Below are 20,878 nucleotides of genomic sequence, written 5' to 3'. Positions count from 1 at the left end.
AACCCGGAGTTGATATGCGCCTATTTCGTCTGATCCCCCTTTATATGGCCCTTGCGTTGGGTGCAAACGCGGCTTTCGCCACGGATGCCGAAACTCTGGCACCGCTCCGGGAGGACTCCCTAAAACGACTGATCCTGCACAAAGAGCCAAAGCCAGTCGAAGCAATTGAATTTCAGCTTGAGGATGACGGCGGCACCGCGACGCTTGCGGATTACAAGGGCAAGTATGTTCTGCTGAACTTCTGGGCCACCTGGTGCGCGCCGTGTCGCAAGGAAATGCCCCAGATCGCCGAACTGCAAGAAGAATTCGGCGGCGACAAGTTCGAGGTCGTGACACTGGCCACCGGGCGCAACTCGCCAGCCGGGATCAAAAAGTTTTTCGAGGAAAACGGCATCGACAACCTGCCACGTCATCAGGATCCCCAATCGGCAGTTGCACGCAAAATGGGCGTGATCGCCCTGCCAATCACCGTCATTCTGGATCCCGACGGCAATGAGATTGCTCGATTGATTGGCGATGCCGAGTGGAATTCGGACAGCGCCAAGGCCATCGTTTCAACCCTTGTCGAGGGCAACAGCTGAAGCATCAGGCCTTCCTGAACGTTTTGTGTTATGCTGAAACCGGCCCAGATGGGCCGGTTTTCGTTTGCAACCTGAAGGAAGGGGAGACGACGATGAAACCGGTAGTTCTGTTGATTGGAAAATTGCCCAACGTGATCGGTGATGTTGCGCGTCAATTGGATCACCTTCCGATCCAATGGCTTGGCGCGCATGATCAGGAAGAAGTCAAACGGCAGCTGGACGAAGAGCCGCGCATCGCCTGCGCGATCATGGGTGCCGGTCTTGATGACAGGATGCGCGGCGAGATGGTGGGCATCATCGCGGCGCGCAGGCCCGATATCTGTATCCACCTAAAGGATCGCGCCTCGGGGTCGGAGGGGTTGGTGCCGTTTGTCCAGCGAGTTGTCCAGTATGAGGTTCTGGACAGTCTGGAACATAGCTGACGCGACGCCACCTTTGACAGCCTGCCTGCCGCTTTGCACTCTGCCTCGCAGGAGGACGGAATGCCGCTTGATATTCTATTGGTTCTGGTGGTCGGAGGCATCGCCGGGATAACCCTGTTGCTGCACCTGACAGGTAGATCCAGATTGCGCGTGCTATCGCCCGAATTGGCGTGGTCAGAATGGCTGCGCCATGCGCCGGATGATTCGATCATCGATGTCACCGTTGCACATGACGGGCACGCGGCCCTGATCCGAACCGAAACAGGAAATGGTCTGCTGTGGTCTTTCGGTGCAGACACCGTGGCCCGGCACCTGCTGGACTTTGATCTGCTGGATCACCCGCAAGGGTTCCAGGTTCAATTCCACGACTTCGCAACGCCCAAGGCCATAATCCACCTTGATGAACGCGAACGCCGCCACTGGCAGCACCTGATGGAGCCCGCATGACCGACCACGTGACTTTCCCGGACGCCGTGCAATGGGCCGTCCCCTTTTTCATAGCTGCCATTCTGGCCGAGTTTCTGTGGATCGCCGTCAAAGGACGCGGTGGCCGCTATGAGACGCGGGACGCTGTCACATCGCTGATCATGGGGGCTGGCAACATCGCGTCCGGCTTTCTGTTGGGGTTCATCGCCTATGCATTCTTCATGTGGCTGTGGCAGATCACGCCGCTGAACCTGGGCACCTCTATCCCCGTTATCCTTCTGTGTTTTGTGCTGGATGATTTCCGCTACTACTGGGTGCACCGCTTTGGTCACCGCATTCGTTGGGTCTGGGCCAGCCACGTGAACCACCACAGCTCGCAACACTACAACCTGACCACCGCCCTGCGTCAGACATGGACCTATACGTTTACCTTCATGATGTTAGTTCGCGCGCCTTTGATCCTACTAGGTTTCCATCCGGCGATGGTACTGTTCGTCGGTGGTCTGAACCTGATCTACCAGTTCTGGATTCATACCGAAGCCATAGGCAAGATGCCCCGCTGGTTCGAGGCGGTGATGAACACGCCCAGCCACCACCGCGCCCATCACGGTCGCAACGCGCGTTATCTGGATTGCAACTATGCTGGCGTTTTCATCATCTGGGACAAGATGTTCGGAACATTTGTCCCCGAACAGGAAGATGACCGCGTCGACTATGGGCTTGTGCACAATATCGGCACCTTCAACCCGCTGCGCGTGGCCTTTCACGAATGGGTTGGAATTTGGCGCGACGCGACACAACCTGGCCTGACAATACGTCAGCGACTGGCTTATTGCTTTGCACCCCCGGGCTACAGCCATGATGGCAGCCGGGACAATTCCGAACAGATCAAGGCCAAGCATCTGGACCGCCACCCGGAAGATCGTGGAACGCCCGGATTCGAACAATTCGACACCAAACAGCCCAATACGCAGGCAAAACAGGCCTGATACCGCCGACCTATCCGACCTGATTCTTGAAATCCGGCCCTCGCGTCCCATATCCAATCGATGTGTGCAGTGCGAGTAACCGGAGGCAACATGACCAGACTGACAACCCTTTCCACCGTTATGGGTCTTACCGGAGTGGTGCTGGCAATGTTGACGGCTCTGGCTGGCGGTGCGACCGGGATTGTCGCGTTGGGCTTTGGCATGATGCTTTTGGGTTTCATGGGTGCGCTGGTCGGTGGCTTTGCATCGCTGGGACGCATCTGGGAAACGACTCGTTGACCCAAGCTTGAACTCCATCAATTGCGTTTGTCTTAACCGCAGATTCATACCTTTCCTCTGAAATCGTCATCGGACCGGCGGCGTTAAAGGAAACGGGTTGCATATGCGGAACAAGGTACTGGCAGATTTGCCCGAAGGTGGGGACAGCCCCTTGAACGCGGCTGTCAAATCTCGCGATGCTTCCACGATCGAGATGGCGACCGAGGCGGTGAAGCACAAACAGTGCAAACTGGCCTTTCAACCTGTGATGCAAGCGAACAGGCCGCATGACGTCGCTTTCTATGAAGGGTTCATCAGAGTGCTGGATGAAACCGGTCGGGTCATCCCCGCGCGCGAGTTCATGCCACAACTGGAAAACACTCCAATCGGGCGCGAGCTGGACTGTGTCGCGCTTGAAATGGGATTGCGGACGCTGACCAAAAACCCCGACATTCGCCTGTCCATCAACATGTCAGCCCGTTCGATCGGTTACGCGCGATGGTCACGTGTGCTGGAGCGGTTTTTGAAGAAAGATGCCAATATCGGCGAAAGGCTGATTTTGGAAATCTCAGAAAGCTCGGCCATGACGGTGCCTGAACTGGTGATCGATTTCATGGACCGGCTGCAGCCACGCGGCATCGCCTTTGCGCTTGATGATTTTGGGGCCAGCAATTTCAGCTTTCGCAATTTTCGCGAGTTTTTCTTTGATGCCGCCAAGATCGACGGCCAGTTCATCCACGGAATCGGCGAAAACCGGGACAATCAGGCGTTGGTACGGGCCCTGATCGCCGTGGCGCGAGAATTCGAGATTCTGGTGACCGCCGAATCAGTCGAAACACAGAAGGATGCCGAATTCCTAATTGCCAACGGCGTCGACTGCCTGCAGGGGTTCCTGTTTGGCGCCCCTACCGTTTCCGCCCCGTGGAAGGCGGAAAAGCGCAAACATACAGCCAGTTAGAGTGATTTATCCGGTCCACGCCCGACCTGAGGCAAGCTGACCGTTGCTGCAACTGCAGCGTTGCGCTATGCCATGTGGAGTTGGAGCGGGGAACATGAGGCGCTCTTACTGCCACAGAGTTGTCTCTGTGCGATCCGCGCCGTCGAATATCCCGCAGGACCTTGACGGTAAAGGATTGTCTAAATGACCAACGTAGTAATCGCATCCGCCGCGCGCACCGGAGTGGGCAGCTTTGGCGGCTCGTTTGCAAACACACCCGCGCATGATCTTGGGGCCGCCGTACTGGAGGCTGTAGTAGAACGCGCAGGTGTGGAAAAGGGCGAAGTCAGCGAAACCATACTGGGACAGGTGCTGACGGCAGCTCAGGGTCAGAACCCCGCCCGTCAGGCACATATCAACGCTGGTCTGCCGCAGGAAAGCGCAGCCTGGGGTATCAATCAGGTTTGCGGCTCGGGCCTGCGCGCCGTGGCTCTGGGTGCTCAGCACATCCAACTGGGCGACGCCGAGATCGTTGCTGCCGGTGGACAAGAGAACATGACTCTTTCGCCCCACGCCGCCGCTTTGCGTGCCGGTCAAAAGATGGGCGACATGAAATACATCGACACGATGATCCGCGATGGTCTGTGGGATGCGTTCAATGGCTATCACATGGGCCAGACCGCTGAAAACGTCGCCGAGAAATGGCAAATCAGCCGTGACATGCAGGACGAATTCGCCGTCGCGTCGCAGAACAAGGCTGAAGCCGCGCAAAAGGCTGGCAAGTTCGCCGACGAAATCACGCCCTTCACCATCAAGACCCGCAAGGGCGACATCGTGATGGACGCTGACGAATACATCCGCCACGGCGCCACCATGGAAGCGATGGCAAAGCTGCGTCCGGCCTTCGCAAAGGACGGTTCGGTCACGGCCGCAAACGCATCCGGCCTGAATGACGGCGCGGCGGCGACCCTGCTAATGTCCGCCGAAAATGCTAAAAAGCGCGGAATCGAGCCACTGGGCCGTATCGCATCCTATGCAACCGCCGGTCTGGACCCGTCGATCATGGGCGTAGGCCCGATCTACGCTTCGCGCAAAGCGCTGGAAAAAGCGGGCTGGTCCGTTGACGATCTGGATCTGGTCGAGGCGAACGAAGCGTTTGCCGCACAGGCCTGCGCCGTGAATAAGGACATGGGCTGGGATCCGTCGATCGTGAACGTGAACGGCGGCGCCATTGCCATCGGTCACCCGATCGGCGCTTCGGGCTGCCGCGTTCTGAACACGCTGCTCTTCGAAATGAAACGCCGCGACGCGAAGAAAGGTCTCGCCACTCTCTGCATCGGCGGCGGCATGGGCGTCGCCCTGTGCGTGGAGCGCGACTAAGTGCTTTGACAAGCGAATAGAAAAGGGCGTCCCTTGGGCGCCCTTTTTTGTTACATTGGGGCCTTAACCCAAAGATGCGACGATATTGCCACGCGGAATTTAGAAAATCATGACGAAACAATATTGCGCACGATCACCTCTCAAAGTAACAGCATTACCAAGACGACTTTAATTGGAGGATTCCTAAATGGCACGTACAGCACTCGTTACCGGCGGCTCCCGCGGCATCGGCGCAGCAATTTCCAAGGCGCTCAAGGCCGAAGGGTACAATGTTGCAGCCACCTATGCGGGGAACGACGAAGCCGCCGCGAAGTTCACCGAAGAGACCAGCATCGCCACCTACAAGTGGAACGTCGCTGATTATGACGAATCCAAAGCCGGAATTGAAAAAGTCGAAGCCGAGGTTGGCGCGATCGACATCGTGGTTGCAAACGCGGGCATCACTCGCGACGCACCTTTCCACAAGATGACCCCCGAACAGTGGCACCAGGTCATCGACACCAACCTGACCGGCGTGTTCAACACCGTGCACCCTGTCTGGAACGGTATGCGCGAGCGTAAGTTTGGCCGCGTCATCGTCATCAGCTCGATCAATGGTCAGAAGGGTCAGTTTGCTCAGGTGAACTATGCCGCGACCAAAGCGGGCGATCTGGGGATTGTGAAGTCGCTGGCGCAAGAAGGCGCACGCGCAGGCATCACCGCCAACGCCATCTGCCCGGGCTATATCGGCACCGACATGGTTATGGCGGTACCTGAGAAAGTGCGCGAATCGATCATCGCGCAAATCCCGGCTGGCCGTCTGGGTGAGCCTGAGGAAATCGCGCGCTGCGTGGCGTTCCTGGCATCCGACGATTCTCAGTTCATCAATGGCTCGACCATCTCGGCCAACGGTGCGCAATTCTTCGTCTGATCTGAGCCGCAGAAAAGACAACGGGCCGGTCCATTGCGGACCGGCCCTTTTTTATCCCGTAAGAACGCGCGCGCTGCGCTCAGCGGGAACCGAATAGCCACATAAGGGCGTGTTTGATCATCTTGCCACGTTCAGCATGGGCCCGCTGAAAGGCGCGGGCAGCTGCGGGGTTAGTCGTCATTTCGATCATGGCAGTCATCCTTTCAGTTCAGCTATGTTTGACTTGAACCCAATATGCGCCTTATCAAGAAAGGCGACAAACGAGCTTTCTTTGGGTTTCAGTTAAGATATTCTTGCGTATTGATGAGCGATTACCTTCCTCCGCTAACCGCCCTGCGTGCCTTCGACGCCGCAGCACGCCACATGTCCTTTGCCAAAGCCGCAGAGGAGTTGCGCGTGACCCCGGCAGCCCTGTCTTTCCAGATCAAATCACTGGAGGAGCATCTGGGCCGGCCCTTGTTTCACCGATTGAACCGCGCGGTTGAGCTGACCGAGGCCGGACGCGCCCTTGCCCCCGGCGCGGCCGAAGGATTCGCCGCACTGCAGATGGCGTGGCAAGCTGCGCGCCGGCATGGCAACGATACCTCGCTGACCGTGACAGCAGGCCCGGCGCTGACAGCCAAGTGGCTGGCACCGCGCCTGTATGAATTTGCACGGGCGCATCCCGAGATTGACCTGAAATTCTCGGCAACGTTGCGGATCATGGATCTTGAACGTGATGACGTGGATGTCGCCATTCGATTTGGCTACGGTGGGGATGAAGGATTGTATTCCCTGCCGGTTCGCAAGGAATGGCTGACCCCGGTGATGACACCAGATCTGGCTGAGCAATTCCCCACCCCCGACAGCCTGAGGGACGCACCACTGATTTTTGACGATTCGATTGCGTTCCTGCAACCGCCCAGCGATTGGCCAACCTGGTTCCGCGCGGTCGGAGTGGAATATGCCCCAACCCATGGGGCGCATTTTTCGAACGCAGACCACGCAATTGATGCTGCGGTTGCGGGCGTTGGCGTGGTGCTCGGTCGCCGGGCGATGATCTTGAAGGATCTGACCGAGGGTCGTCTTGTTGCTCCGTTCAAAACGGCTATCGAAACACAAGGCCGATTTCGGTTTCTGTGCTTGCCAGGAGCAGAAAACAGACCCCAAATCGCCGCTTTCCGCGACTGGTTCATGGCCGAGATTGAAAAGACCGCGCATATCTCAGACGAATTCAACATTATCCCGGTTGAAGAAGTTATAAGCCCATGACCAAATCGCGCGCTACAGCCATCGGGTTTGCCGCCGTCTTGCTGTGGTCGCTGCTGGCCTTGTTCACAGTCGGGTCATCCCCCACGCCGCCACTGTTGCTGAATGCAATCTGCTTTTCGATTGGTGGAACACTTGGCCTGATCTGGACTTGGCGCAGCGGTGGGTTGCAGCAATTGCGTGACGTGCCGTGGACCACCTATCTGTTCGGCACAATCGGGTTGTTCGGCTATCACGCGCTATATTTCTCCGCCCTGCGCATGGCCCCGGCGGCCGAGGCTGGTCTGATCGCATATCTCTGGCCATTGCTCATCGTATTGTTCTCCGGACTTTTGCCGGGCGAACACCTGCGCATTGGACATTTGTTCGGCGCGTGCCTTGGGTTTGCAGGGGCCGCCGTGATCATCGCCGGAGGTGGCAGCACTGGGTTTCAGACCGACCACCTGCCCGGCTACGCCTTGGCCTTGTTATGCGCGCTGACATGGTCCGGATACTCGGTCCTGTCGCGTCGGCTGGGCGACACACCAACCAGCTCTGTCGCCGTGTTCTGCATTGCGACCGCCATAGCATCCGGTGTGCTGCACCTTGCTGTCGAAGATACCGTCTGGCCTGACAGTGCCCTTAGCTGGACGTCCGTGATCGCACTGGGCCTGGGGCCGGTGGGGTTGGCGTTCTATGTCTGGGATATTGGGGTCAAGCAAGGCGACATACAACTCTTGGGGACGGCGTCGTACGCGGCACCCTTGTTGTCTACGCTAGCTTTGGTTGTGGCCGGGATCGCCGCCCCGTCCTGGGGTCTGGCGATCGCGGCCCTATTGATTACTGGCGGCGCGGCCATTGCCGCGCGGGCGAGTATGAAAACCTAGGCTGACAGGCGTTCGATCTCTTCTTTTAGCCTTAGTTTTTGTTTTTTGAGTTGAGCGATATGGAGATCATCGATACCTGGCGCGCGTTGGGCTTGTTCAACTTCAAGACCGAGAGTTTCGTGCTTTTTCTTCAGTTCGGTCAGATGTGCGCTCACGCTCATGGCGATACTCCTTCGTTGGTGTCTCAGGTTCACGTAAGAAGTTGACCACATCGTTTCCAGCCTGTCACGCCGCAGACGCACAGAATCTGTAATAAATCCGACAAATTCGGCTGGTTAATGCCTATTGATCAGAAAACCCCGGCAACGAGGTCCCTTTGCGCAAAACGTCTGAGACCTGTGGCGTATAGCTTTCCCCATCACGTTCGTGCCGATCCCCGTCGTGTAAAACGACTGGCGCATGCAACTTAAAATCAGCTCGCCCACCCTTTCTGGCCCGTAAAATCACCAGTTCGGCCTTGCGACCGGCTCTGGCGGCCAGTGGCAGGATTTCGACCGATCCCAGCCGCCCTTCGCACGCCATCAACATGTCTGGAAGACGGTTGGCTTTCTTGATCATGTGCAAGTACCCGCGGGGCGCGAGGCGCTTGGCCGCGCATTCAACCCATGTCTCCAAAGGCGTTTGCTCGCCCAACGCAATTCTACGCCCCGGGTCATCGGCCGGGCTATGCGCGCCAGCACGGTAATAAGGTGGGTTTGCGATCACATGATCGAATTGCCGCTGTTTGAGCGTGGCTGGCAATGCACTGAGATCAGCCTCGACAACCTCTAGCGGCGCGGCATTTTCCGCAGCGTTTCGGCGTGCCAATTCTGCATAGCTTGCCTGTAACTCGACCCCAACGGCCTGCAGACCCGGCACGCGGGCCAGCAGGCAAAGGATCGCGGCACCCGCGCCACAGCCCAGTTCCAACACGGTGTGACCACGTGTCGCCGGGACCGCCGCCGCCAGCAGAACCGGGTCAACCCCCGCGCGATATCCTGCGCGCGGCTGCAACAAACGCACACGCCCGCCCAGAAAATCATTTTGGGTCAATTCACTATCGGAAAACAGGTTCATCTGCCCAGCGGGATTTCATTGTCACGCATTACCCGTTCTGCACGGGTCAGGTCATCGGCTCGCACCATCAGGCGGCGCGGAAAGATTCCTATGCCTCCTTCGAGGATGCTCATATTTACGTCCATCTGAAAGCAGTCTATATCCTCGCCCTCAAGAAGGGCAGAAGCAAAGGCCAGAATCGTCGGATCGGTGCTGCGCAAAAGTTCTTTCATGGGGATGGATGTAAGGGCAAGGCAAGGCGGAAGTCGAGCCTTGTATCAGGAGAGTGATGAACATCGACACGATCTCGAAACCACATGAGCGACTGGCAGAGATTCTGGACGGCGAAATGGACGCCGTAAACCAGTTGATCCGCACGCGCATGGCCTCGGAACACGCACCGCGCATCCCGGAAGTGACTGCGCATCTGGTTGAAGCAGGCGGCAAGCGTCTGCGCCCAATGCTGACGCTGGCGGCGGCCCGGATGTTTGACTATCCGGGTGATCATCACGTGCGTCTGGCTGCGACAGTCGAGTTTATTCATACCGCGACCCTGTTGCATGACGATGTCGTTGATGAAAGCGCCCAGCGGCGTGGCCGTCCCACAGCGAACCTGTTGTGGGACAATAAATCCAGCGTTCTTGTAGGCGACTACCTGTTTTCACGCAGTTTCCAGCTGATGGTTGAGACCGGGTCGCTGCGTGTGCTGGACATTCTGGCCAATGCCTCTGCCACCATCGCCGAGGGCGAAGTGCTGCAGATGACCGCAGCCACCGATCTGGGCACTACCGAGGCCATTTACCTGCAGGTCGTGCGCGGTAAGACCGCCGCGCTGTTCTCCGCTGCAACCGAGGTAGGCGGCGTGATTGCTGGCGCGGCTGAGGATCAGGTTAAGGCGCTATACGAATACGGCGATGCGCTGGGAATTGCGTTCCAAATTGCCGATGACCTGCTGGATTATCAGGGGGACAGCAAGGCGACCGGAAAGAATGTCGGTGACGACTTCCGCGAGCGCAAATTGACCTTGCCTGTCATCAAGGCCATCGCACAGGCCACCCCGGAAGAGCACGCCTTTTGGGAGCGTACAATTGGTCGAGGCCGTCAGGAAGACGGTGATCTGGACCATGCGCTGAGCCTGATGAACAAATACGGCACGCTGGACGCAACACGGTCGGATGCGTTTGGCTGGGCCACCAAAGCCAAGACCGCGCTGGACGCGCTGCCCGATCACGAGATCCGATCGTTGCTGCGCGATCTGGCCGACTACGTGGTTTCGCGCCTCAATTAAGCTGCGTGGCGCGGCACCACCAATCGGGGTGCGCCGCGCCAATCTCGTAGGCTGCGAAATGGGCGGCTTTCATGGTTGGGTAGAGCGCAAAACAGGTCGAACCCGAGCCTGACATCCGAGCCAGCAGAACATCTTTCGTATCCGACAGATCATCCAGCACCCGGGCAACCTCGGGTGCGATACTCTTTGTCGGTGGCTCCAAGTCATTGCGTTGTTCCCGCAGCCAATCCGCGCATGCCTCAGGCGTTTCAAAGACCGGAATATCATCAGGCATTGGCGGGTTGTCACGGCTCTGCAGGGCAGAGAATACAGCTCCCGTTGGAACTTCAACACCGGGATTGACCAAAAGCGTTGGCAATTGCGGCAATGACACCGGTTGCAACCGTTCGCCGATGCCGCGCATCCGGGTAGCCTTGGCCACCATGCAAACCGGTACATCCGCACCAAGGGTCAGGGCAGTTTCGCTGGGGATAGCCACACCCTGATCTGCGATTATTCGCAGTGTCGCCGCGGCGTCGGATGATCCGCCGCCAATGCCGCCACCGTGGGGCAACGCTTTGTTAAGGTTGATATGCCCGGTCCATCCAGCGGCGACGGCGGCTTTCCAGACCAGATTTCTGTCGTCCGCCGGAACGCCCTTGGCCTGTTCACCGGCGATTGACATCGACAGCTCCGGCCACGGCGTGAATTCCAGCGTGTCACCGACATCCGCAAACACCACAAGAGAGTCCAGCAGATGATACCCATCATCGCGTCGGCCGGTCACATGCAGGGTCAGGTTGATCTTGGCGGGCGCGAAACCCTCAATTGCCATTGGCGACTTTCAATGGATCGGCGCCTTCTTCGGCCAAGACCGCGTCCAGGCCCACCTCAATCTTACGACGAATGCGTTCGGGGTCGGCCTCGCCATCCGTGTCGTCAGGGTCAACAAAGGACAGAGCACGCTTCCACTGGAATTCAGCTTCACGCGCGCGGCCCACAGCCCAATATACATCGCCAAGGTGGTCATTTACTACAGGATCAACCGGCATCAGTTCGACCGCACGCTCCATATGCGCGACTGCTTCGTCGTAGCGGCCCAGTCGGAACAGAACCCACCCAAGACTGTCGACAATATAGCCGCTGTCAGGGCGCGCCGCGACAGCGCGTTCGATCATGTTCAGTGCTTCGTCCAGCTTTTCCTGCCGTTCGACCAGCGAATAGCCCAAATAGTTCAGAACCTGTGGCTGATCGGGGTTCAGTTCCAGCGCACGACGGAAATCGGCCTCAGCCGCTTCCCAGTGCTTGAGACGCTCATGCGAGATACCGCGGGCGTAGTAAAGAAACCAGTTGCCGCTGACACCCTGCTCGGTCAGTTCGATAGCAGTGTCATAGGTCCCAACGGCATCGACATAGTTTTCTTGCCGTCTTTGCAGATCAGCTAGGGCCACATGCACACTGGGCAGGCTGGGGCTTTGTTCCGCGAGGTTCTGCAGAACTTCGGCCGCTGCATCCGTTTTCCCCGAACGGCTCAGAACTTCGGCCCGGCCCAACTCGGCCGCGTGGTAATCGCTGCTGGTCGACGGCACCATTCGATAGGCTTCGACAGCCAGGTCATATTGTTCCAGCGCATCCAGCAATTCGGCACTCAGAAGGATCGCGTCCACGTGGTCCGGGCGCAGGAACGCGGCAATCCGGGCATAGAGAAGCACATAGTCCTGGGACGCCTCGCTACTGAGCGCGGCACCAACAGAAAAGAAAACCTCGGCCATACCGTCCTGCGCCGACTGTATGTGTGTAAACGGCAAGGTTTCACCCGCCTTCAAACGCGCCACGTAACCTTCAATGGATGGGTCGCTACCCGCCGCAAAAACGTCTTCCAGATATTGCAGGGCGTCTTCGTTGCGGTCCAGCTGCGACAATACTTCGGTCCGGGCCAAGGCTGCACGGCGCGAGAACCGCGACACCGCTCCGTTGTTTGCCGCAAAAATCTCTTCGGCCCCTTCGAAGTCACCAATCGACGCCAGCGCCAACGCCTTGTGGTAAAGCGCGAATTCCAGAAGCCCCTCCTGGGTGCCGACTTCCTCGAACTTTTCCATCGCTTTGGTCATGGCACCTTGCGCCACATAAACCCAACCCAGAACCAAACCATCTACTAATGGCCCAACGCCTTGGGTTTCAGGATCACGTGCAAGCAGCTCATCCAGCTTTCCGTCGTCGATCAGGTTGGCCATGATGACCATCTTTGCCGCCTGACTTGGCAGTTCGAGCGCCTCAATTGACTGCGCAACCGGCAGCGCGCTCTCAATCTCACCCAATGCAAGACGCGCTACGACGACGTTTTCCAGAAGTTTGCCATTTTCGGGGTCGGCGCGCAGGGCCTGCGCATAATATTTCTCGGCAGAAACATAGTCGCTTTGATAAATCGCCTGACGCCCGGCCAGATACGACCCAGAGGCAGAATCCGACAGCGCCGGGAATGCAAATGACGAGGTTAACAGCGCGGCAAATGCCGCGCGACGAACGAGGGAAGCCACCAAAATCCTGCCTTGCTATCGTTGATTGGACGACAAGCTAGGGCTTTGACCGGAAAGAGGCAATGGCAGAGCCTTCACGACCCCGCCATTGCCCATGTTTTCGCTTACATGTTGGGATAGTTGGGTCCATCCCCGCCCTGCGGCGTGGTCCAGGTGATGTTCTGACTGGGGTCCTTGATGTCGCAGGTTTTGCAGTGGACGCAGTTCTGGAAATTAATGACGAATCGCGCGCCATCTTCATCCTCGACCATCTCGTACACACCGGCAGGGCAATAGCGCTGCGCCGGTTCGTCGAACTTGGGCAGGTTTACTTTGACCGGGATTTCCGGATCGGCCAGCATCAGGTGGCAAGGCTGGCTTTCCTCATGGTTGGTCATCGCAAAGGACACGTTGGTCAGACGGTCAAAGGACAGCTTGCCATCGGGCTTTGGATAATCGATGGGCTTGTGCTTGCTGGCCTCTTCGGTCGATTCAGCATCGTTCTTGCCGTGACTCAACGTGCCCAGCAGCGAAAAGCCCAGCGTGTTGGTCCACATGTCCATACCGCCCAGCATCAGGCTGGCAGTCAGGCCGTATTTCGACCACAGCGGCTTAACGTTGCGCACCTTCTTCAGGTCTGCGCCGATTGCACCTTCGCGCACGTCGGTTTCATAGGCGGTCAGTTCATCACCCGAACGCTCGGCCTTGATGGCGTCAAACGCCGCTTCAGCCGCCGCTTTGCCCGACAACATCGCGTTGTGGTTGCCCTTAATGCGCGGCACGTTGACCATACCTGCGGAACAGCCCAACAGAGCCACGCCCGGCGCAACCAGCTTGGGCATAGACTGATAACCACCCTCGGTGATCGCACGGGCACCGTAAGCGACGCGCTTGCCGCCTTTCAGCAGCTCGGCCACCATCGGGTGATGCTTGAAGCGCTGGAACTCCATGTACGGATACAGATGCGGGTTCTTGTAGTTCAGGTGAACCACGAAACCGACATAGACCTGATTGTTTTCAAGGTGATAGATGAACGATCCGCCGCCCGCGTTGCTGCCCAGCGGCCAACCCATGGTGTGCGTGACCGAGCCTTCCTTGTGCTTGGCCGGGTCGATCTCCCAGATCTCTTTCATGCCCACGCCGTATTTCTGCACCTCTTTGCCAGCAGAGAGATCATACTTGGCGATCACTTCCTTGGACAGCGAACCGCGCACACCTTCCGACAGGAAGACGTATTTGCCATGCAGCTCCATGCCCGGCTCGGTCTGCGGCCCGTATGATCCATCAGGCTCTAGACCGAAGACACCGGCGACGACGCCTTTGACTTCGCCATTGTCGCCATAAACCAGTTCCGAACACGCCATGCCGGGGAAGATTTCCACGCCCAGCTCTTCCGCCTGTTCAGCCATCCAGCGGCAGACATTGCCCATCGAAACAATGTAGTTGCCGTGGTTGTTCATCAGCGGCGGCATTGGGAAGTTGGGAATGCGAATCTTGCCCGCCTCGCCCAGCATGTAGAAGTTGTCTTCATGTACCGGCACGTTCAGCGGCGCGCCTTTTTCTTTCCAGTCCGGGATCAGTGCGTCCAGCCCGCAAGGGTCTAGAACCGCGCCCGACAGGATATGCGCGCCCACTTCCGAGCCCTTTTCCAGAACCACGACGTTCAGGTCGGCATCCAGCTGTTTCAGACGGATGGCCGCCGACAGGCCCGCGGGGCCTGCGCCCACGATCACCACGTCGTATTCCATCGCTTCGCGTTCAATCTCGGCCATCGCGGGCTCCCTAGCTAACTTTCCGAATTGGCGCTTTCACTGCATGCTCTGCGCAATTTTGTTTCACGGCTGATTACATGGTCGCAAACACCTTGGTCAATCAAAACACGGCGTAACTTTGCTGCAATGCGGCAGTTATGCCTCGGGTGAGTCCCCCATCAGGTACCTGGGACCGCTACCATTGGATTTTGCGCGGTCATCCGGGTTGTAGAGGGCGCATTTCGGCAGGCTTAGACATCCGCAGCCGATGCAGCCATCCAAATTGTCGCGCAAACGCGTAAGGGTATCGATTCGCTGGTCCAGATGGGCCTTCAGCCCCTTGCTGATGTCCTGCCAATCCTGCGGTGTTGGCGTGCGATTTCCGGGCAGGCCAGACAGGACCTCGCGGATCTCGGGCAAAGTCAGGCCGAACTGCTGTGCGATCATCACAAAACTCAGCCGTCTGATATCTGCGCGCTGATATCGCCGCTGCCCTCCCGCATTGCGCCAGGGCGATATCAGACCTTGCGCCTCATAGTACCGGATCGCCGAAACGGCCAAGCCTGTGCGCCGGGCCAATGCGCCAATTGCCAACCCTTCCGAAGCCGCCATCACTTCCTCCCGAAAAATCCCTTGATCTAAAGTTAGGTTTAGAAATTATAGTGAGTCGGGACAAGCCTCAAAACACGAAGGAGATCCCATGATGGCGACACTTGAACACACCAATTTCACCGTTCGCGACCCGCAAGCCTCGGCTGCGTGGATGCACAAGGTATTTGGTTGGAAAAAACGCTGGGAAGGCCCGGCAATTGCAGGCGGCTACACGGTTCACGTGGGCTCCAAGCACACCTATCTGGCGCTTTACGCGCCCAGCGATCCGCAACCGTCCGGGGAAAGCAGCTATGACATCGTGGGCGGGCTGAACCATGTGGGTGTTCTTGTCGAAGACATCGACGCGACCGAGAAAAAGGTGATCGACGCCGGTTTCACGCCCAAGTCCCATGCTGATTATGAACCGGGTCGGCGGTTCTATTTCAATGACGACAATGACATCGAATTCGAAGTGATTAGCTACGATTAAAGTGTTCTGGGAAACACCTGATAGATTCTTCATCGCCAGTGCCCCAAGAGCTACAAACGCCGCAGGGTATTGGCGATTCAGACTTTTCCCGAACATCATAGGCCGTAATCCGCGCGTTGCGCGACCAAGCCCCCTTGCAATTCACGCCTCATTTGGGTCAGTTAATTGACGACCCATCAAATCGCCCCGACGCGTGTCTCATGCGGCGGGGCGAACCAATTTATGCGTGGACGACAAGAACATGGAAAAAATTCCAATGACGCCTGCGGGTAATGCCGCGCTTGGGGCGGAGCTCAAAAACCTCAAATCCGTCGAGCGCCCGGCGATCATCGAAGCCATTGCTACAGCGCGCGAGCTGGGCGACCTGAAAGAGAATGCCGAGTATCATTCGGCCCGAGAAAAGCAGGGCTTCATCGAAGGTCGCATCAAAGAGTTGGAAGGCATCCTGTCGCTGGCTGATGTGATCGACCCCGCCAAACTGAACGGCGCGATCAAATTTGGCGCCAAGGTTACCCTGGTGGATGAAGACACTGACGAAGAAAAGACGTGGCAGATTGTTGGCGAATACGAAGCCAACATCGAAAACGGCCTACTGAATATCAAATCACCCATCGCGCGGGCGTTGATCGGCAAGGAAGAAGGCGACAGTGTCGAAGTACGCACCCCCGGCGGTGTGCGGTCCTATGAAGTTCTAAGTATCGAGTATGCCTAACCGGAGCCTTGACCATGTCAGAGCCCAATCCCGAACAAGATCCCGAACGGCCGACCCCTTTGGGTATATATGATAAGCCTTCACATCCTTCGGTAACCGAGATCGAGATCGTTGCCGTCGCGCTTAGCGTGGTTTGGCTGATTGTGTCGATTGTGTTTCTGGTGCTTCCCGACGAGGTCGATGGCGGCGGATTCGTCGTGACTCTGCTGGCTGTTTTCATGCCGGTGGCGATGATTTGGGTCGCCGCTATGGCGATGCGTGCCAGTCGCGTCATACGCGAAGAAAGCGCCCGGCTGCAGACCGCGATAGATGCGATCCGTCAGGCTTACGTGATTCAGCAACAGCGCGCCGCCAGCTTGCAAGAACCCGGTGTCAGCAAAAAACTGGACGAAATCGCCGAGACCGCCAAAAAAGCAGAAACCGCGCTGGCGACGTTTTCGTCGAAACGGACCGAGCCGGTTCGCGGCGAAGCATCCGTTGCCACAGGCGATCAGACATCTTTGGAACTGGGCACCCCGGCCGAAGATATCGCGCCGCCATTGACGATCGATACCTTCATTCGAGCGCTGAATTTCCCGGAAACGCAGGATGATGCTGAAGGGTTCGACGCCCTTAGGTTGGCGCTACGGGATCGCAAGACCGCCCAACTGGTGCAGGCTTCGCAGGATGTGCTTACACTGCTGAGCCAGGAAGGCATCTATATGGACGATCTGCGCCCGGATATGGCGCGTCCCGAAATCTGGCGGCAGTTCGCACAGGGCGCGCGTGGCCGCGCGGTTGCCGCGTTGGGCGGGATCAGGGACCGGTCTTCGCTGGCACTGACGGCAGCGCGGATGAAGCAGGACCCGATATTCCGGGACGCCGTTCACCATTTCCTACGCCGCTTTGATCACATGATTGTTGAATTTGAACCGATTGCCAGCGACGCGGACCTGACCGCTTTGGGCGACACGAGAACCGCCCGTGCGTTCATGCTGCTGGGGCGTGTCGCAGGTACCTTCGATTGATCACAGCCCAAAGCTGCCATAGGGAATAAACTGCACCAGATCGCCCGGCCTAATGTGACATGCGCCATCCTGAATCTCGACCAATCCCTCGGCCCAGCTAAGGCCGCTGATACGACCCGATCCTTCCGATGCAAAAACCTCGACCCGCCCATCGCGGACACGAGCGCGCAGATATTCGCGTCGCCCCGGTTTTTTGCGCTTCTCGAAATTGGCTGGCAGGTCGAACCCCTGCGGCTCAGACCAGCCCTCGCCCGCCATCAGACCCAGCGCAGGACGGGCAAAGATCAACGTACAGACTTTGGCAGCGACGGGATTACCCGGCAGGCCAAATACGGGCGTTTCGTTCCACATACCCAGCGCCAAGGGGCGTCCGGGCTTTAGCGCAATGCGCCACTCCTGCATCGCACCGACCTCTCGCAACAGGGCCGAGACGTGATCCTCATCCCCGGCGGACGCGCCGCCGCTGGTCAGAATGACGTCGGCCTGTTCCGACGCCTTGTCCAGCCTGTCACGCAGATCTTCCCGGTCGTCGGAAACGCGCCCCATATCCACCGGCTCATAGCCCAGCCGCGCGATCATCGACAACAGCATCGGACGGTTGGCGTCAAATATTTGGCCGGGCCCGGCAGAGTTTCCAGGCTCGACCAGTTCATCCCCGGTTGAAAGCACCGCAACCCGCAGCGTCTTGCGTACCGCGACCTCGGATATCCCGGTGGCCGACAAAAGGGCCATGTCAGCAGGGGTCAATCTGCGCCCGGCAGGCAGAACCAAATCGCCCTCGGCCACGTCTTCGCCAGCTTTGCGGGTATTTGCGCCCTGTTTCAGCGGGCCGTGAAAGGCGATGTGGCCATCCTGAACGGTCACGTCTTCTTCCAGTATGACAGTATCCACGCCGGCAGGCAGCGCTGCGCCGGTCAACACGCGCAGCGCCATGCCATGTGGCACCGTGCCATCAAACGGAATACCAGCCGCAGCGCGCCCATCCTGCAGCGGCATCACTTGGGGACCCTCGGGGGCAGCCCCGGAAAACCCATAACCATCCACAGCCGTGTTCGGTTGCGGCGGGTTTGAACGTTTCGCAAAAACGTTTTCTGCCAGTATCCGCCCCACAGCCTGCCCGATCAGAGCGGTTTCGACCGACGTCACCACCGTCAACCGAGATCGCAACAAGGCCAGCGCGTCGTCAACAGGTGTCCAGTTGACCCCGGCAGGCAAGGCAAAACAATCGTTTCGCAGGGGCGGAGGCGTGATGTTTGGCGGCGTCATAATCCGACCTCTTTCAAGATGAAATCCGCGACCGCAGCGGTGTTGTTCAGATCAAACACCGGAACCTGCACCTGCAGGGGCGTATCGCTGGCTACGGCGCGGATCGTACTGTTTTCCCCAGCCATCAACGCATTGCCGGCCTCTGCGCGAAACGCCTCGATCTTGGGGTGACTTTCTTGTTTGAACCCTTCGATCAACACGAGATCGACCGGGAGCAGCCGCGTCAGAAGGTCAGCCAGTGGCGGCTCGGGCGCGCCGCGCAGTTCCTGCATAACCGCAATGCGCTTGCCGGATGCCAACAGCACCTCGGACGCGCCGGCTTCTCGATGGCGGTGGCTGTCGGTGCCGGGCTGGTCGACATCGACCGCGTGATGGGCATGTTTGACCGTCGAAACTGAAAGGCCGCGCCCGGTAATCTCGGTCACTAACCGCTCCACTAGGCCGGTCTTGCCTGCGTTTTTCCAGCCGGTGACGCCGTAAACCCTCATGCCCGCTCCAGCAGCTTTTGCGCTCGCGCCAAATCGTCGGGCGTGTTGACGTTGAAGAAGGGATCGAAAGGTTCCGCAGGAAACAAAGCTTCACGACCAGCATGTTTGTCGGTCCACAGCACAACCTTGCGCAGCCCGTCATTCAAGGCATCCCGCAGATCATCGCGCAGCGCGACAGGCCAGAGCCCAAATGTCGGATGCCTGTTGACCCGCTTGCCGCCGCCGGACTTTAGAGCTTCATCCCCGGTGCGCGACGTGGTGGCCAGCACCAGAGGATGTGTTTGCCCTTGGGCAGCGTCGGTCAGCCGCGCCACAAGATCGTGTGGAAAAAACGGCGTGTCGGCGGCGGCTGTGACTATGCTGTCGGCGCCTTGCTTAGCAGCCCAGTCGAGTCCAGCCAGGACGCCGGCCAGAGGCCCGGCGAAACCTTCGATGGTATCGGGCAGAACCGGCAGGTTCAGATCGGCGAACCGCTCGGGGTCGCCATTGGCGTTCAGCGCCAGACCATCGACCTGCGGGCCAAACCGGTCAATGACATGAGACAGCAGGCTTTGGCCCCCGATCTGCAACAGACCCTTGTCGCCGCCGCCCATACGGGTGGCGAGGCCGCCTGCGAGGATTACGCCCAAAGGGGTGTTCATTGCTGCACCTTGTTGCTTGCGTCCAAGTGATCAATAGATCGCAACTTTGTAGAGCGAACTCAATGCAATTGGAACGCGGTAGGATGCAGATGATGCAGGACAAACAGCCACAGGATCAAAGTCCCGACCGCCAGGAACGAGGTCGCCGACACGGTGTGAGCGGCGAACTGCGGCTCCTGATCATAATGTTTGGCCAGCAAAAAGATGCTCTTCGCCGTGGGCGCTGCTGCAGAAACCGTCGCCGCAATGATCCAAAGCGGATCCAGCCCAATCAAATGCCCAGCAAGCAGCACCACCCCCGGAACAACGAGAAGTTTTACTACCGTCAAAAACAGGATCATCGGTCCAGTCTGAACAATCGTGCGAACACTTGTGGTAAACCCGATCGCAAACAGCGCAACAGCTGCAAGCGCCTGGCTCATAAGCTCTAAATAATCCGAGACGGCGTCAGAAAACCCAATACCCGTGAAAGAGTAGAGAACGCCCAACAACGTTGCCGCGATTATCGGGTTTTTCAAAACATTAAGAAGGATCTTGTAAATTGGCGTCTTGGCGCTTGCCTTGTGCCCGGCCGAGGTTTCTAGAATGGTGGTCATGATCAACAGCAGAATGGCGACCACCAGATTTGCCAATACGGCCGGCAGCGCCCCCTTTGACCCAAAAATCGAATGAAGGATGGGCAACGCCACCAACGCTGTGTTCGAGGCAACGCCAGCAAAGGCCAATACGGTTGCTGATCCGACCTGAAAACTCGTCAGCGTTTTCAAACCGATGAACAGGACGGCAAAAAGAGCCAGTATCGTACCGCCATACGACACGTAGAAACCGTAATTTAGAAGGTTCTCAAACTCCTCCTGACCAATCAGGTAAAACATGATGGCGGGGATCAGGACGTAAACCGCAAATTGCACCAGAGCTTCTGACGTGTCTTCACCCAGAAGTTTCGTCCAAGAAAACACGTACCCCGTCAAGATCACCGCGAAGACCGGTGCAATCAAACTGATTAATTCCATAGCTTCCCTACGTGGCAACCATCTAAAATTCCACTCTGAGTTGCTCCACCTTAGTGTATATCTTCTGGAACTTGCAGAGTTTTC

At 58.0% G+C, this 20,878-nt stretch carries 25 protein-coding genes; 14 read left to right on the top strand and 11 right to left on the bottom strand.

The annotated features are described in order from the left end of the window. Positions 1 to 14 precede the first annotated feature (14 nt). The 10 genes from DHN12_RS13905 (at position 15) to DHN12_RS13855 (ending at position 8,017) form a co-directional block, all read left to right on the top strand. Positions 15 to 581 (top strand): TlpA disulfide reductase family protein, encoded by a 567-nt coding sequence (locus DHN12_RS13905; protein WP_108860741.1) that lies wholly within the window; start codon positions 15 to 17, stop codon positions 579 to 581. A gap of 92 nt (positions 582 to 673) precedes the next feature. After that, a complete protein-coding gene (locus DHN12_RS13900) occupies positions 674 to 1,003 on the top strand; it encodes a hypothetical protein (protein ID WP_108860863.1) in 330 nt (109 codons plus the stop codon). A 60-nt stretch (positions 1,004 to 1,063) separates the two neighbouring features. Then, positions 1,064 to 1,450 (top strand): hypothetical protein, encoded by a 387-nt coding sequence (locus DHN12_RS13890; protein WP_108860739.1) that lies wholly within the window; start codon positions 1,064 to 1,066, stop codon positions 1,448 to 1,450. Further along, positions 1,447 to 2,418, top strand: coding sequence for a sterol desaturase family protein (locus DHN12_RS13885; RefSeq protein WP_108860738.1), 972 nt, complete (start codon positions 1,447 to 1,449; stop codon positions 2,416 to 2,418). Before DHN12_RS13890 ends, DHN12_RS13885 begins: the two co-directional genes overlap by 4 nt. 90 nt (positions 2,419 to 2,508) lie before the next feature. After that, positions 2,509 to 2,697 (top strand): hypothetical protein, encoded by a 189-nt coding sequence (locus DHN12_RS13880; RefSeq protein ID WP_108860737.1) that lies wholly within the window; start codon positions 2,509 to 2,511, stop codon positions 2,695 to 2,697. 103 nt (positions 2,698 to 2,800) lie between these two features. Continuing rightward, positions 2,801 to 3,634: an EAL domain-containing protein gene (locus DHN12_RS13875; protein WP_108860736.1), complete on the top strand. Its 834-nt coding sequence runs from the start codon at positions 2,801 to 2,803 to the stop codon at positions 3,632 to 3,634. A 183-nt stretch (positions 3,635 to 3,817) separates the two neighbouring features. Continuing rightward, a complete protein-coding gene (locus tag DHN12_RS13870) occupies positions 3,818 to 4,993 on the top strand; it encodes an acetyl-CoA C-acetyltransferase (RefSeq protein WP_108860735.1) in 1,176 nt (391 codons plus the stop codon). Between the two features lie 187 nt (positions 4,994 to 5,180). Next, positions 5,181 to 5,903: an acetoacetyl-CoA reductase gene (gene phbB, locus DHN12_RS13865; protein ID WP_108860734.1), complete on the top strand. Its 723-nt coding sequence runs from the start codon at positions 5,181 to 5,183 to the stop codon at positions 5,901 to 5,903. A 303-nt stretch (positions 5,904 to 6,206) separates the two neighbouring features. Further along, positions 6,207 to 7,154, top strand: a complete 948-nt coding sequence (locus DHN12_RS13860; RefSeq protein ID WP_108860862.1) for a transcriptional regulator GcvA — start codon at positions 6,207 to 6,209, stop codon at positions 7,152 to 7,154. Further along, a complete protein-coding gene (locus tag DHN12_RS13855) occupies positions 7,151 to 8,017 on the top strand; it encodes a DMT family transporter (protein ID WP_108860733.1) in 867 nt (288 codons plus the stop codon). Before DHN12_RS13860 ends, DHN12_RS13855 begins: the two co-directional genes overlap by 4 nt. Here DHN12_RS13855 and DHN12_RS13850 read toward each other — a convergent pair. From DHN12_RS13850 to DHN12_RS13840, 3 genes are all read right to left on the bottom strand, one after another. After that, entirely contained in the window at positions 8,014 to 8,178 is a 165-nt protein-coding gene (locus DHN12_RS13850) for a YdcH family protein (protein ID WP_082649277.1), read from the bottom strand. The two genes, DHN12_RS13855 and DHN12_RS13850, sit on opposite strands and share 4 nt — an antisense overlap. 121 nt (positions 8,179 to 8,299) lie before the next feature. Continuing rightward, complete coding sequence (locus DHN12_RS13845; RefSeq protein ID WP_108860732.1) at positions 8,300 to 9,073, bottom strand: tRNA1(Val) (adenine(37)-N6)-methyltransferase; 774 nt, start codon at positions 9,071 to 9,073, stop codon at positions 8,300 to 8,302. Continuing rightward, the gene (locus tag DHN12_RS13840) at positions 9,070 to 9,285 is read right to left on the bottom strand and encodes a DUF2007 domain-containing protein (protein WP_037316655.1); all 216 of its coding nucleotides are present in this window, start codon (positions 9,283 to 9,285) and stop codon (positions 9,070 to 9,072) included. The genes DHN12_RS13845 and DHN12_RS13840 overlap by 4 nt, the downstream gene beginning before the upstream one ends. 56 nt (positions 9,286 to 9,341) lie before the next feature. On the opposite strand from DHN12_RS13840, the gene DHN12_RS13835 reads away from it, so the two are divergent. Further along, a complete protein-coding gene (locus DHN12_RS13835; RefSeq protein WP_108860731.1) occupies positions 9,342 to 10,340 on the top strand; it encodes a polyprenyl synthetase family protein in 999 nt (332 codons plus the stop codon). Here the strand turns inward: DHN12_RS13835 and DHN12_RS13830 are convergent. From DHN12_RS13830 to soxR, 4 genes are all read right to left on the bottom strand, one after another. Further along, complete coding sequence (locus tag DHN12_RS13830) at positions 10,333 to 11,154, bottom strand: 4-(cytidine 5'-diphospho)-2-C-methyl-D-erythritol kinase (protein WP_108860730.1); 822 nt, start codon at positions 11,152 to 11,154, stop codon at positions 10,333 to 10,335. The genes DHN12_RS13835 and DHN12_RS13830 overlap by 8 nt on opposite strands. Further along, the gene (locus DHN12_RS13825) at positions 11,144 to 12,856 is read right to left on the bottom strand and encodes a tetratricopeptide repeat protein (RefSeq protein WP_108860729.1); all 1,713 of its coding nucleotides are present in this window, start codon (positions 12,854 to 12,856) and stop codon (positions 11,144 to 11,146) included. Before DHN12_RS13825 ends, DHN12_RS13830 begins: the two co-directional genes overlap by 11 nt. A gap of 104 nt (positions 12,857 to 12,960) precedes the next feature. Further along, positions 12,961 to 14,607, bottom strand: coding sequence for an electron transfer flavoprotein-ubiquinone oxidoreductase (locus tag DHN12_RS13820; RefSeq protein WP_108860728.1), 1,647 nt, complete (start codon positions 14,605 to 14,607; stop codon positions 12,961 to 12,963). A gap of 135 nt (positions 14,608 to 14,742) precedes the next feature. Continuing rightward, a complete protein-coding gene (gene soxR, locus DHN12_RS13815) occupies positions 14,743 to 15,198 on the bottom strand; it encodes a redox-sensitive transcriptional activator SoxR (protein WP_108860727.1) in 456 nt (151 codons plus the stop codon). A gap of 88 nt (positions 15,199 to 15,286) precedes the next feature. Between soxR and DHN12_RS13810 the strand changes: the two genes are divergently transcribed. From DHN12_RS13810 to DHN12_RS13800, 3 genes are all read left to right on the top strand, one after another. Beyond that, positions 15,287 to 15,667 carry a VOC family protein gene (locus DHN12_RS13810; RefSeq protein ID WP_108860726.1) on the top strand — a complete coding sequence of 127 codons (381 nt, stop codon included), beginning with the start codon at positions 15,287 to 15,289 and terminating at the stop codon, positions 15,665 to 15,667. Between the two features lie 241 nt (positions 15,668 to 15,908). After that, positions 15,909 to 16,379 (top strand): transcription elongation factor GreA, encoded by a 471-nt coding sequence (gene greA, locus DHN12_RS13805; RefSeq protein WP_058278909.1) that lies wholly within the window; start codon positions 15,909 to 15,911, stop codon positions 16,377 to 16,379. A 14-nt stretch (positions 16,380 to 16,393) separates the two neighbouring features. Then, positions 16,394 to 17,386: a hypothetical protein gene (locus DHN12_RS13800; RefSeq protein ID WP_108860725.1), complete on the top strand. Its 993-nt coding sequence runs from the start codon at positions 16,394 to 16,396 to the stop codon at positions 17,384 to 17,386. Here the strand turns inward: DHN12_RS13800 and glp are convergent, their stop codons facing one another. Genes glp through DHN12_RS13780 form a run of 4 tightly spaced genes read right to left on the bottom strand, consistent with a single transcriptional unit; the run spans position 17,387 to position 20,794 of the window. Next, positions 17,387 to 18,652, bottom strand: coding sequence for a gephyrin-like molybdotransferase Glp (glp, locus tag DHN12_RS13795; RefSeq protein WP_108860724.1), 1,266 nt, complete (start codon positions 18,650 to 18,652; stop codon positions 17,387 to 17,389). After that, positions 18,649 to 19,140, bottom strand: coding sequence for a molybdopterin-guanine dinucleotide biosynthesis protein B (mobB, locus tag DHN12_RS13790; protein WP_108860723.1), 492 nt, complete (start codon positions 19,138 to 19,140; stop codon positions 18,649 to 18,651). Before mobB ends, glp begins: the two co-directional genes overlap by 4 nt. Then, the gene (mobA, locus tag DHN12_RS13785) at positions 19,137 to 19,781 is read right to left on the bottom strand and encodes a molybdenum cofactor guanylyltransferase MobA (protein WP_108860722.1); all 645 of its coding nucleotides are present in this window, start codon (positions 19,779 to 19,781) and stop codon (positions 19,137 to 19,139) included. Before mobA ends, mobB begins: the two co-directional genes overlap by 4 nt. 59 nt (positions 19,782 to 19,840) lie before the next feature. Continuing rightward, positions 19,841 to 20,794 carry an AEC family transporter gene (locus tag DHN12_RS13780; protein ID WP_108860721.1) on the bottom strand — a complete coding sequence of 318 codons (954 nt, stop codon included), beginning with the start codon at positions 20,792 to 20,794 and terminating at the stop codon, positions 19,841 to 19,843. Between the last annotated feature and the right edge of the window lie 84 nt (positions 20,795 to 20,878).

It is taken from the genome of Ruegeria sp. Alg231-54 (assembly GCF_900143525.1).
Taxonomy (GTDB): Bacteria; Pseudomonadota; Alphaproteobacteria; order Rhodobacterales; family Rhodobacteraceae; genus Ruegeria.
The sequence above is the reverse complement of the archived record's forward strand: the minus strand, read 5'-3'. Positions and strand labels throughout refer to the sequence as shown.